This window comes from Streptomyces sp. IBSBF 3136, from assembly GCF_036815105.1.
In the GTDB taxonomy this organism is placed as follows: Bacteria; Actinomycetota; Actinomycetes; order Streptomycetales; family Streptomycetaceae; genus Streptomyces.
Genome location: NZ_JAJSZC010000021.1, coordinates 43,965 through 56,084, shown reverse-complemented (window position 1 = coordinate 56,084; position 12,120 = coordinate 43,965). Strand labels below are relative to the sequence as shown.

The following is a 12,120-nucleotide window of genomic DNA, read 5'->3' as shown; positions in this document are numbered from 1 at the left end:
GCCCCGACGACCCGGCCCCGGCCACCCGGCCCTCAACGACCCTCAGCCCTCGGCGACCGACCCGGCTCGGCCCACCCTCCCGAAAGGCACACCAGTGAGCACCGAAGCGTACGTGTACGACGCGATCCGCACCCCGCGCGGCCGCGGCAAGGCGAACGGCGCCCTGCACGGCACGAAGCCCATCGACCTGGTCGTCGGTCTCATCCACGAGATCCGCGACCGCTTCCCGGGCCTCGACCCGGCCGCGATCGACGACATCGTGCTGGGCGTCGTCGGCCCGGTCGGCGACCAGGGCTCCGACATCGCCCGGATCGCCGCGATCGCCGCCGGCCTGCCCGACACGGTCGCCGGCGTGCAGGAGAACCGCTTCTGTGCCTCCGGCCTTGAAGCCGTCAACATGGCCGCCATGAAGGTCCGCTCGGGCTGGGAGGACCTGGTGCTGGCCGGCGGCGTGGAGTCCATGTCCCGCGTGCCGATGGCCTCCGACGGCGGCGCCTGGTTCAACGACCCGATGACCAACCTGTCGGTCGACTTCGTCCCGCAGGGCATCGGCGCCGACCTCATCGCCACCGTCGAGGGCTTCACCCGCCGGGACGTCGACGAGTACGCGGCCCTGTCCCAGGAGCGCGCCGCCACCGCCTGGAAGGAGGGCCGCTTCGACCGCTCGGTGGTCCCCGTGAAGGACCGCAGCGGCCTGGTCGTCCTCGACCACGACGAGCACGTGCGCCCGGGCACCACCGCCGACTCCCTCGCCAAGCTCAAGCCGTCGTTCGCGGACATCGGCGAGCTCGGCGGCTTCGACGCGGTCGCGCTGCAGAAGTACCACTGGGTGGAGAAGATCGACCACGTCCACCACGCGGGCAACTCCTCCGGCATCGTCGACGGCGCCTCGCTCGTCGCGATCGGCTCCAGGGAGGTCGGCGAGCGCCACGGCCTGACCCCGCGCGCACGGATCGTCGCCGCCGCCGTCTCCGGCTCCGAGCCGACCATCATGCTCACCGGTCCCGCCCCCGCCGCCCGCAAGGCCCTCGCCAAGGCCGGCCTGACCATCGACGACATCGATCTGGTCGAGATCAACGAGGCGTTCGCCGCGGTCGTGCTGCGCTTCGCCAAGGACATGGGCCTGTCCCTGGACAAGGTCAACGTCAACGGCGGCGCCATCGCGCTCGGCCACCCGCTCGGCGCGACCGGCGCGATGATCCTCGGCTCGCTCATCGACGAGCTGGAGCGCCAGGACAAGCGCTACGGCCTCGCCACCCTGTGCGTCGGCGGCGGCATGGGCATCGCCACCATCGTCGAGCGCATCTGACCTCCCAGCGGACCCCCACGACTTCAACGGAGACGACTGTCATGACCGAGAGCACCACCATCCGCTGGGAACAGGACGACACCGGGGTCGTCACCCTCGTCCTGGACGACCCGAACCAGTCCGCGAACACCATGAACCAGGCGTTCCGCGACTCCCTCGCCGCGATCACCGACCGGCTGGAGGCCGAGCGGGACTCGATCCGCGGCGTCATCCTCACCTCGGCGAAGAAGACCTTCTTCGCGGGCGGCGACCTGCGCGACCTGATCCGGGTCACGCCCGAGACCGCCCAGGAACTGTTCGACGGCGGCCTCGCCCTCAAGCGCAACCTGCGCCGCATCGAGACCCTCGGCAAGCCCGTCGTCGCCGCGATCAACGGCGCGGCCCTCGGCGGCGGCTTCGAGCTGGCCCTCGCCTGCCACCACCGCGTCGCCCTCGACACCTCAGGCACCCGGATCGGCTGTCCCGAGGTCACCCTCGGCCTGCTCCCCGGCGGCGGCGGGGTCGTCCGCACGGTACGGCTGCTGGGCATCGCCGACGCCCTGCTCAAGGTGCTCCTCCAGGGCCAGCAGTACAACGCCCACCGTGCCCGGGAGAACGGCCTCGTCCACGAGGTCGCCGCCACGCCCGAGGAACTGCTCGCCAAGGCCCGCGCCTTCATCGACGCCAACCCCGAGTCCCAGCAGCCCTGGGACCGGCCCGGCTACCGCATCCCCGGCGGGACCCCGGCCAACCCCAAGTTCGCCGCCAACCTGCCCGCCTTCCCGGCCACCCTGCGCAAGCAGACGGGCGGCGCGCCCTATCCGGCGCCGCGCAACATCCTGGCCGCCGCCGTCGAGGGCTCCCAGGTCGACTTCGAGACCGCACAGGTCATCGAGGCCCGCTACTTCGTGGAGCTGGCCGCCGGGCAGACCTCGAAGAACATGATCCAGGCGTTCTTCTTCGACCTCCAGGCCGTCAACTCCGGCGCGAACCGCCCCCAGGGCGTCGAGCCCCGCCAGGTCCGCAAGGTCGCCGTCCTCGGCGCCGGCATGATGGGCGCCGGCATCGCCTACTCGTGCGCCCGCGCGGGCATCGAGGTCGTCCTCAAGGACGTCTCCCTGGAGGCGGCCCTCAAGGGCAAGGGCTACTCCGAGAAGCTGTGCGCCAAGGCCGTCTCCCGGGGCCGCACCAGCCGGCAGAAGGCCGACGCGCTCCTCGCCCGGATCACCCCGAGCGCCGACGTCGCCGACCTCGCGGGCTGCGACGCGGTGATCGAGGCCGTCTTCGAGGACACCACGCTCAAGCACAAGGTGTTCCAGGAGATCGAGTCGGTCGTCGCACCCGACGCGCTGCTGTGCTCCAACACCTCCACGCTGCCCATCACCGCGCTCGCCGAGGGCGTGGAGCGCCAGGCCGACTTCATCGGACTGCACTTCTTCTCGCCCGTCGACAAGATGCCGCTGGTGGAGATCATCAAGGGCGAGCGGACCGGCGACGAGGCCCTCGCCCGGGCCTTCGACCTGGTCCGGCAGATCAACAAGACACCGATCGTCGTCAACGACTCGCGCGGCTTCTTCACCTCCCGGGTGATCGGCCACTTCATCAACGAGGGCGTCGCCATGGTCGGCGAGGGCATCGAGCCCGCCTCCGTCGAGCAGGCCGCCGCCCAGGCCGGCTACCCGGCCAAGGTCCTCTCCCTGATGGACGAGCTGACCCTCACCCTCCCGCGCAAGATCCGCAACGAGTCGAGGCGGGCCGTGGAGGAGGCGGGCGGCACCTGGACCGCGCACCCGGCGGAGGCGGTCATCGACCGGCTCGTCGACGAGTTCGGCCGCACCGGCCGCAGCGGCGGCGCCGGCTTCTACGACTACGCGGAGGACGGCGGGCGCGCCGGTCTCTGGCCCGGCCTGCGCGAGCACTTCACCCGGCCCGGACACCGGATCCCGTTCCGCGACATGCAGGAGCGGATGCTCTTCGCCGAGGCGCTCGACACCGTACGCCTGCTGGAGGAGGGCGTGCTGACCTCCGTCGCCGACGCCAACATCGGCTCCATCCTCGGCATCGGCTTCCCCGGCTGGACCGGCGGCGTGCTCCAGTACATCAACGGCTACGAGGGCGGGGCCGCCGGCTTCGTGGCCCGCGCCCGCGAACTGGCGCAGACCTACGGCGACCGGTTCACGCCGCCCGCGCTGCTGGTCGAGAAGGCCGAGAAGGGGGAGACGTTCGGCGACTCAGTCCGTTCGTGACCCGGTGAGCCACTCGCCCAGCTCCTCCCGCAGCGACCGCTGGAACGTGGTCAGCAGGGCCTGTACCACCAGCGGCTGCATGTGCGCCGACAGGGACCGCACGTCCTGGGTGGCGCGCTCGGCCACCTCGCCGCGCAGGAGCTGGGACAGCTCGTGGGCCGCGGCGCGCGAGTGCTCGATGAGCACCTTGCGCGCCGCGAGGATGGTCTCCTGCGACAGCGGCACGTCGAGGAGCTGGACGCCGAGGCGGAGCAGCCCCGCGTCCACCCGGAACGTGCCGTCGTCCGCGGGGCCCACCACGTTCATCGCCGCGAGGCGCTCCACCTCCTCCTCGCCCAGCGGCCGCCCGGCCCGCCGTTCGAGCTCCCGGCGGGACACCGTCTCGACGGCCTCCGGCGCCCAGGACGCGACCACCGCCCGGTGGATGGCGAGGTCGTCCGGGGTGAGGCCGGCCGGCAGCTGCCGCAGGTAGCGCTCGATCGCGGCCAGCGTCATGCCCTGCTGCCGCAGCTCCTCGATGAGGGCCAGCCGGGCCACGTGTCCCGGCCCGTAGTGCCCCACCCGGCGCGGTCCGATCACCGGCGGCGGAAGCAGGCCCTTGCTGCCGTAGAAGCGGACCGTGCGCACCGTGACGCCCGTCCGCGCGGCCAGCTCGTCGATCGTGAGGGTGGGCTCCCCGGCATCGGTCGTCATGTGCAGCAGTATCGCTGTCTCACCAGTGCTGTGACACCCGTGGTGAGTCGTGTGCGGCGTGTGCGGGTCGTGTGAGAAGCGACGCTCTGTGACTCCGATTACCGCGTGACCTGGGAATTGTCTGCGAAAGTGCTGCCTTGGTCTGTGCCGCGCACACCAGAGGTGGTGCGGGCCGAGCCCTGTACGACCCCCGGGCCCACGAGGCCCGGGCGCACCAGGAAGTGGAACCACCCGTGAGCAACAAAGCCGTGGAACCGGCGCAGACCGCCGCTCGTGACCGGGCGGCCGGGACCCCCGCGGACGCGGGCGACGCCGGCTACAGCAAGGACCTCAAGGCCCGCCACGTCAACATGATCGCCATCGGCGGCGCCATCGGTACCGGACTCCTCCTGGGCGCCGGTGGCCGGCTGCACAACGCGGGCCCCGCGCTCGCCCTGGCGTACCTCGTCTGCGGCGTCTTCGCCTTCTTCGTCGTCCGCGCCCTCGGTGAGCTGGTCCTGTACCGCCCGTCCTCCGGGTCCTTCGTCTCGTACGCCCGTGAGTTCCTGGGTGAGAAGGGCGCCTACGTCGCCGGCTGGATGTACTTCCTGAACTGGTCGACCACCGGCATCGCCGACATCACCGCGATCGCGCTCTACACGCACTACTGGAGCATGTTCACCTCCGTCCCGCAGTGGGTGCTGGCGCTGATCGCCCTCGCGGTGGTGCTCACGGTGAACCTGATCTCGGTGAAGATCTTCGGCGAGATGGAGTTCTGGTTCGCGATCATCAAGGTCGCGACCATCGTCGGCTTCATGCTGATCAGCATTTTCCTGCTGGCCACCCAGCACAAGGTCGGCGGCCACACCCCCGGCATGAGCGTCATCACCGGCAGCGGCGGCGTCTTCCCGCACGGTGTGATGCCGGTCGTCCTGGTCATGCAGGGCGTGATCTTCGCGTACGCCGCCCTCGAACTGGTCGGCGTCGCCGCCGGCGAGACCGCCGAGCCGGAGAAGGTCGTCCCGCGCGCGGTGAACTCGATCATGTGGCGCGTGGGCCTGTTCTACGTCGGCTCGGTCGTGCTGCTCGCGCTGCTGCTGCCCGGTTCGGTCTACTCCGCCGACGAGAGCCCGTTCGTGACGGTGCTGTCCAAGATCGGTGTTCCGGCGGCCGGTGACGTGATGAACCTGGTCGTGCTGACCGCCGCGATGTCCTCGCTGAACTCCGGCCTGTACTCCACCGGCCGCATCCTGCGCTCCATGGCCATGGCCGGGTCCGCGCCGAAGTTCACCGCCCGCATGAACCGCAGCCAGGTCCCCTACGGTGGCATCCTGCTGACCTGCGCGGTCTGCGTGCTGGGCGTCGGCCTGAACTACCTCATGCCCAGCCAGGCCTTCGAGATCGTGCTGAACGTCGCCTCCCTCGGCATCATCAGCACCTGGGTGATCATCATGCTCTGCCACATGCTGTTCGTCCGCCGCGCCCGCGCGGGCCTGGTGACCCGGCCGAACTTCCGGCTGAGGTTCAGCCCGGTCACGGAGATCGCCACGATCGTGTTCCTGCTGGTCTGCCTCGGCATGATGTGGAACGACCCCGAGGTCGGCCGCAAGACGCTGCTCCTCATCCCGGTGCTCGCCGTCATGCTGGTCGCCGGCTGGTTCGCGGTACGCCGCCAGGTGTCCCGGAACACCGAGCGGGAGCTGTCCCGGATGTCCCCGGACGCCGAGTAGCCCCCGGCGGCGGCCCGCCGCCGTGACCCGCCGCCACTGTCAGTGGCACCGCCTACGGTGGCGTCATGCCGGAGATCACGCAGATCACGTACCTCCAGGGTGACGCCACCGCCCCGTTCGCCAAGGGGCCCAAGGTCATCGCCCATGTCTGCAACGACATCGGCGGCTGGGGCAGGGGCTTCGTCCTCGCGCTCTCCCGGCGCTGGCCGGAACCCGAGGCCGCCTACCGCGCCTGGCACCGGGGCCGCGCGGGGAACGACTTCGGGCTGGGCGCCGTCCAGCTCGTCGAGGTCGGCCCGCGCCTGTGGGTCGCGAACATGATCGGCCAGCGCGGGGTCCGGACCGGCAGCAAGGGCGTCCCGGTCCGTTACGAGGCGATCGACGCCGCACTCGGCCGGCTCGCGGACGAAGCGGTGGAACGGGGCGCCTCCGTGCACATGCCCCGCATAGGCTGCGGTCTGGCGGGCGGCAGATGGTCCCGCGTCGAGCCGCTCGTGAGGGAGCGGCTCGTGGAGCGCGGTGTCGCGGTGACGGTCTACGACCACGGGGAGGGCGCGGGATGACCGCACAGGCAGGGGCCCACGACGTGCTGGTGCTGGGCGGAGCGGGGGTCGACACGATCGTGCACGTCCCGGAGCTGCCGCTCCCGTACGCCGACAGCTACATGATCGACTCGGGGATCCGCACCCGCGCGGGCCAGACCGGCGACTTCGTCTCCGTGGGCCTGGCCGCGCTCGGCCTGCGCACCCACCACCTCGACCTGCTCGGCGACGACCCCGAGGGCGACCTCGTCCGGGCCCTGCACCGGGAGCGGGGCATCGGCCTCACCGCCCTGCCGCAGCCCGCCGGGACCAAGCGCGCGGTCAACCTCGTCGGCCCCGACGGCCGCCGGCTGTCCCTGTACGACACCAGCCGCTCCCACCCCGGCGACCGCTTCCCGCGGGAGCTGCTGCGCGGCCTGGCCCGAGCGGGCCGGCACGTGCACGTGACGATCACCCAGCCCTGCGCCGAGGCCCTGCCCGTGCTGGCCGGGACGGGCGTGCCCCTCTCGACCGACCTGCACGACTGGGACGGCGAGAACCCGTACCACGAGCCGTTCGCGCTCGCCGCGGACGTCGTCTTCCTGTCCGCCGCCGCGCTGCCCGACCCGGAGCGGACCATGCGGCGCATCGCGGAGCGCGGCCGGGCCGAGGTGGTCGTCGCCACCGCGGGCGCCGAGGGCGCGCACCTGCTCGCGGACGGCGAGCTGACCCGGATACCGGCCGTGCCGCCGCCCGCGCCGGTGGTCGACTCCAACGGCGCGGGCGACGCCTTCGCCGCCGCGTTCCTCTACGGCCGCCTCACCGGCCGGACGCCCGCCCGATGTGCCCGGTTCGGCGCGGTCGCCGGGGCGTACGCCTGCACGGTCCCGGCCACCCGGGCGGCGGCGGTGGGCCGGGACGAACTGCTGGCGGGGGCGGCCCGGTCGGCGGTGTGAGCCGCCCGGGCGTCAGCGGCCGTGCACGTCGTCCGTCGCCGCGATCCGCTTCCACGACCGCGGCTGGGCCACCGCCGTGCCCGCCTTCGCGAGCGCGGCGGCGCGAGCCGCCGAGGCGGCCGGCCTGACCGGCTGGAACAGCCAGGTGTCGAACAGCGCGGTCAGCTTCTGCCCGGACACGCGCTCGGCGTACCTGCGGAAGTCTGCCACCGAGGCGTTGCCGTACGCGTGGTCGCGGGGCCAGCCCTTCAGAATGGCGAAGAACGCCTTGTCGCCGACCTTGTTGCGCAGGGCCTGGATGGCGAGCGCACCCCGGTCGTAGACGGCGATGTCGAACTGGCCGTCCGGGCCCGGGTCGCCGGGCCGTACGGTCCAGAACGCGTCGCCGGCCGGGTGCGAGTCGTACACGTAGTCGGCGAGTTCCTGGGTGGTGCCCTCGCCCTCGTGCTCGGACCACAGCCACTGCGCGTACCTGGCGAAGCCCTCGTTGATCCAGATGTCCTTCCAGCGCTTGAGCGACACGTCGTCGCCGTACCACTGGTGGGCCAACTCGTGCACGACCACCGAGGTGTTGGAGCCGTTCGCGAACTGCTTCGGGCTGTAGTAGACGCGGGTCTGGGTCTCCAGCGCGTACCCGGTGGTGGTGTTCGGCACGTAACCGCCCGCTGAGGCGAACGGGTACGGCCCGAAGTAGCCGCTCAGCCAGTCGACGATCTCCCCGGTGCGCTCGACGCTCGCTCGTGCGGCCCCGTCGTTGTCGCCGAGGTCCTTGCTGTAGGCGTTGATCACCGGCACCCCGCCCTCGGAGGTGCCGGTGGTGATGTCGAACCCGCCCAGCGCGAGGGTGGCCAGATAGGTCGCCTGCGGCTTGGTCTGCCGCCAGGTGTAGCGGGTCCAGCCGAGCTTGGAGACGGTGGACTGCAGGGTGCCGTTGGAGATGGCCTGGGTGCCGTCCGGCACGGCCACCGACACGTCGTAGGTGGCCTTGTCGCTGGGGTGGTCGTTGCTCGGGAACCACCACCAGGCGGACTCGGGCTCGTCGGCGGCCACCGCGCCGTCCGGGGTGCGGTGCCAGGCGGTGAAACCGTAGGCGCTCTTCGTCGACGGCACCCCGCTGTAGCGGACGACGACGGTGGCCGTGGTCCCCTCGGCCAGCGGCGTCTTCGGGGTGACGACCAGTTCGTGCTGCTGGGAGTGGGTGAACGCGGCCCTGGCGCCGTTGACCCGGACCTCGCTCACGTCCAGCAGGAAGTCCAGGTCGAAGCTGGAGAGGTCCTGCGTGGTCCGCGCCTGGATCGTCGCCGTGCCCTCCAGTTCGTCAGTCCTCGGCTGGTAGCGCAGCCGCAGGTCGTAGTGCGAGACGTCGTAGCCGCCGTTGCCGTAGTACGGGTAGTAGGGGTCGCCGATGCCCGGCGCGCCGGGGGAGGGGGTCGCGGCCGATGCCGGGATCGCCAGCAGCAGGGAGGCCGCCGCGAGTGCGCCCGGCGCGATGATTCTGCGGTGCACGTCAGCTCCAAGTCGTCGGGACAGGAAGTCTGTTCGGAGCCTATTGAGTCGCTGTGACCCCCGGCTGTCCATGACCACCGCCGTCACACGATCGCCATTCAGCCGTCACGAGCCACGTGGGTGCCGTAAAGCCCTCTTCTGTACGGGAGTTGACCGGAGTACCGTCCGCGCATGCCGATACGCACGCGCTTCACGATCTGGAGAGCGTTCGCCACCGCGGCCGTCACCGCCCTGCTGGCCGCCTTCCTCACCCCCGTGGCCGCACAGGCCGCGCCACCCCGCGAGAGCCGGCCCGTCTACTCGTACGCGCACGCCGTCCGCGAGTCGGTGTGGGTGGGCACCGGCCTCGACGAGGACGGCGACGGCCACGAGGACCGCGTCGCCGCGGACATCGTCCGGCCCTCCGAACCGGCCCGTCAGGGCCGCAAAGTGCCGGTGATCATGGATGCCAGCCCGTACTACTCCTGCTGCGGACGGGGCAACGAGAGCCAGGTCAAGACGTACGACACGCACGGTCACGTCGTCGGAATGCCGCTCTACTACGACAACTACTTCGTTCCCCGCGGCTACGCCTTCGTCGGCGTCGACCTCGCCGGCACCGACCGGTCCGACGGCTGCGTGGACGTGGGCGGCCGGTCCGACGTCCGGTCGGCCAAGGCCGTCGTCGACTGGCTGAACGGGCGTGCCAGGGCGTACACCACCCGGACCGGCACGAGGACCGTCAAGGCGACCTGGACCAACGGCCGCACCGGCATGATCGGCAAGAGCTGGGACGGCACGATCGCCAACGGCGTCGCCGCCACCGGCGTGAAGGGACTGCGGACCATCGTCCCGATCAGCGCCATCTCCTCCTGGTACGACTACTACTTCGCGCAAGGAGCCCCGCTGTACGACGGCGGCCCCGACGAACTGGCCGGCTACGTCGAGAGCGACACCGCCCGGGCGCACTGCGCGGCCGTGCAGAAGCGGCTCGCCGACGGCAGCCCGCGCACCGGCGACTGGACCCCGCTGTGGACCGGGCGGAACTACGTCGCGGACGCGGCCAAGGTGCGGGCCAGCGTGTTCCTCGTGCACGGCATGCAGGACCTGAACGTGCGCACCAAGCACTTCGGCCAGTGGTGGGACGCCCTCGCGAAGCACGGCGTGAAGCGCAAGATCTGGCTCTCCCAGACCGGCCACGTCGACCCCTTCGACTACCGTCGCGGCGCCTGGGTCGACACCCTGCACCGCTGGTTCGACCACGAACTCCTCGGCTACGACAACGGCATCGACCGCGAGCCGATGGCCGACGTCGAACGCCACCCCGACCAGTGGGTCACCAGCAGGGTCTGGCCGCCGCACGGCACCCGGACCACCACCCTGCACCCGGCCCCCGGCACCACGGCCGGCGTCGGCACCCTGGGCCGCGGCCGGGCGACCGGCACCGAGACCTTCACCGACGACCCCCGGCTGAGCGAGACCGACTGGGCCGGCCGGCTCACCACGGCCACCCCCGAGAAGGCCGGCTTCCTCACCCCGCCCCTCACCCGCGACCTGCGGCTGTCCGGCTCCTCCCGGGTGACCGTGACCGCCACCCCGAGCACCTCATCGGCCCACCTGTCCGCCGTGCTGGTGGACGTCGGCCCGGACACGATCCGCGACTACGCCGACGGCGGCGAGGGCATCACCACGCTCACCGACCGCACGTGCTGGGGACGGAGCACGGCCGGGGACAGCTCCTGCTACAAGGAGACCCGGGCGAAGACGGCCCACGTCGACTACACCGTGTTCAGCCGGGGCTGGGCCGACCTCGGCCACTACGCCTCGCTCGGCAAGGGCGTCCCGCTCACCCCGGGCAGGGCCTACACCATGACCCTCGACCTGGCGGCCACCGACCACGTAATCCCGAAGGGCCACCGGCTCGCGCTGATCGTCGCCGGCACGGACAAGGACCTGATCGACCCGCCGGCCACCCGACCGACCCTCACCCTGGACCTGTCCCGCACGACGGCCCGCCTCCCGCTGGTCGGCGGAGCCCCGGCGTTCACGTCCGCGGTCCCGGGCGCCACCTCGGCCGCTCCCGCCCCGCGGCCGCTGGACGGCGTACGCGCGACGCCCTCCGGCCGCCGTCTTCCGGCGAGCTGAGTTCCGGAGCCTGCCGGGCGGGCGACCCCCACGGGGCCGTCCGCCCCGCACGGCACCTCTCGCTCAACCCCCGGCGGGCCCGGGGCGGCGGCTCACCGTGTCGCCAGGGCCGCCGCCTCCCGGGCGCAGCCCCAGGCCACGGTGACGCCGGCGCCGCCGTGGCCGTAGTTGTGCACCAGGACCCGGCCGCCCGGCAGGGACTGCCGGTCCAGGCGTACGGCGTCGCGGGCGGGCCTGAGGCCGACCCGGTGTGCCAGCACCCGCGCACCGGCGATCTCCGGCCGCACCGCCGCGCACCGCTCGACGATCGCCGCGGCGGTCGCCGGGTCCGGCTCCGGCGACCAGGCGCCCTCCTCCGCCGTACCGCCGAGGACCAGTCCGTCCGGCTGCGGGAAGAAGTAGGTCGAGGTGTCCGAGGAGTGGTCCACGGACGTGAACCAGGTCGTGATCCCCGGGTTCTCCACCAGGACGAGCTGCCCGCGCACCGGACGCACCGCCGGGTCCGGCACCAGCGAACGGGCGTCCAGGCCGGTGCAGTTGACCACCACGCCGGCGGGGACGGCGGCCAGGTCCGTGACCTCCCGCTCCCGGACCGTGCCGCCCGCCCGCGCCAACCTCCCCCGCAGCCAGGCCAGATGGGCCGGCATGTCGATCAACGGCAGCCGTGCCACCAGCCCGTCGGCGACCGCGCGCAGCCCCGGCACCCGGCCCGCCCACTCACCCAGCTCGTCCAGCCGGGCCCCGCGGTGTACGCCCTCGACCAGGCGTACGCCCGTCCGGGCCGAGCGGTCCGCCAGCCCCTCGTACACCCGGAGGGTCTCCAGCGCCCACGCGCCGACCAGCGGCTCGGGCTCGATCCGGTACGGCCACCACAGTCCGCCGGCGACCGCCGAGGTGGTGCGCTCGGCGGGCTCCCGGGCCCACACCGACACCCGGTGGCCCGACTCGGCCAGCACCACGGCCGTCGTCAGCCCGACGACCCCGCTGCCGACCACGATCACTTCGTCACTCGACTCGCGCTCCACGCGAGGACGCTAACGGAACATGTCACGCAGCGCTCACATCCGTCCTGGTGTG

The 12,120-nt window shown here is 72.3% G+C and carries 9 protein-coding genes; 6 read left to right on the top strand and 3 right to left on the bottom strand.

Annotated features, from left to right (window positions below):
• The first annotated feature begins 94 nt into the window (after positions 1 to 94).
• Both V7E45_RS07370 and V7E45_RS07365 read left to right on the top strand, forming a co-directional pair.
• The gene (locus V7E45_RS07370; RefSeq protein WP_333773268.1) at positions 95 to 1,309 is read left to right on the top strand and encodes an acetyl-CoA C-acetyltransferase; all 1,215 of its coding nucleotides are present in this window, start codon (positions 95 to 97) and stop codon (positions 1,307 to 1,309) included.
• A 41-nt stretch (positions 1,310 to 1,350) separates the two neighbouring features.
• Entirely contained in the window at positions 1,351 to 3,534 is a 2,184-nt protein-coding gene (locus tag V7E45_RS07365; RefSeq protein WP_333773267.1) for a 3-hydroxyacyl-CoA dehydrogenase NAD-binding domain-containing protein, read from the top strand.
• On the opposite strand, the gene V7E45_RS07360 is transcribed toward V7E45_RS07365, so the two are convergent.
• Complete coding sequence (locus V7E45_RS07360; RefSeq protein ID WP_333773266.1) at positions 3,520 to 4,227, bottom strand: MerR family transcriptional regulator; 708 nt, start codon at positions 4,225 to 4,227, stop codon at positions 3,520 to 3,522. The genes V7E45_RS07365 and V7E45_RS07360 overlap by 15 nt on opposite strands.
• Before the next feature lie 233 nt (positions 4,228 to 4,460).
• On the opposite strand from V7E45_RS07360, the gene V7E45_RS07355 reads away from it, so the two are divergent.
• The 3 genes from V7E45_RS07355 to V7E45_RS07345 all read left to right on the top strand — a co-directional run bounded on the left by V7E45_RS07355 (position 4,461) and on the right by V7E45_RS07345 (position 7,413).
• Positions 4,461 to 5,936: an amino acid permease gene (locus V7E45_RS07355; protein ID WP_333773265.1), complete on the top strand. Its 1,476-nt coding sequence runs from the start codon at positions 4,461 to 4,463 to the stop codon at positions 5,934 to 5,936.
• A gap of 74 nt (positions 5,937 to 6,010) precedes the next feature.
• Positions 6,011 to 6,499 (top strand): macro domain-containing protein, encoded by a 489-nt coding sequence (locus V7E45_RS07350; RefSeq protein WP_333773273.1) that lies wholly within the window; start codon positions 6,011 to 6,013, stop codon positions 6,497 to 6,499.
• On the top strand, positions 6,496 to 7,413 hold the full coding sequence (locus tag V7E45_RS07345; RefSeq protein ID WP_333773263.1) for a PfkB family carbohydrate kinase: 918 nt from the start codon (positions 6,496 to 6,498) through the stop codon (positions 7,411 to 7,413). The genes V7E45_RS07350 and V7E45_RS07345 overlap by 4 nt, the downstream gene beginning before the upstream one ends.
• Before the next feature lie 12 nt (positions 7,414 to 7,425).
• On the opposite strand, the gene V7E45_RS07340 is transcribed toward V7E45_RS07345, so the two are convergent.
• Positions 7,426 to 8,919 carry a M1 family metallopeptidase gene (locus tag V7E45_RS07340; RefSeq protein WP_333773262.1) on the bottom strand — a complete coding sequence of 498 codons (1,494 nt, stop codon included), beginning with the start codon at positions 8,917 to 8,919 and terminating at the stop codon, positions 7,426 to 7,428.
• Positions 8,920 to 9,090: 171 nt separating this feature from the next.
• Between V7E45_RS07340 and V7E45_RS07335 the strand changes: the two genes are divergently transcribed.
• Complete coding sequence (locus V7E45_RS07335) at positions 9,091 to 11,043, top strand: Xaa-Pro dipeptidyl-peptidase (RefSeq protein WP_333773261.1); 1,953 nt, start codon at positions 9,091 to 9,093, stop codon at positions 11,041 to 11,043.
• Between the two features lie 92 nt (positions 11,044 to 11,135).
• Here the strand turns inward: V7E45_RS07335 and V7E45_RS07330 are convergent, their stop codons facing one another.
• Positions 11,136 to 12,044 carry an FAD-dependent oxidoreductase gene (locus V7E45_RS07330; RefSeq protein ID WP_443055968.1) on the bottom strand — a complete coding sequence of 303 codons (909 nt, stop codon included), beginning with the start codon at positions 12,042 to 12,044 and terminating at the stop codon, positions 11,136 to 11,138.
• Positions 12,045 to 12,120: the final 76 nt, after the last annotated feature.

Excerpts from the sequence above, each read along its gene's own strand:
- V7E45_RS07335 (WP_333773261.1), top strand. The coding sequence starts at position 9,091 with ATGCCGATACGCACGCGCTTCACGATCTGGAGAGCGTTCGCCACCGCG.
- V7E45_RS07360 (WP_333773266.1), bottom strand. The coding sequence starts at position 4,227 with ATGACGACCGATGCCGGGGAGCCCACCCTCACGATCGACGAGCTGGCC.
- V7E45_RS07345 (WP_333773263.1), top strand. The coding sequence starts at position 6,496 with ATGACCGCACAGGCAGGGGCCCACGACGTGCTGGTGCTGGGCGGAGCG.
- V7E45_RS07365 (WP_333773267.1), top strand. The coding sequence starts at position 1,351 with ATGACCGAGAGCACCACCATCCGCTGGGAACAGGACGACACCGGGGTC.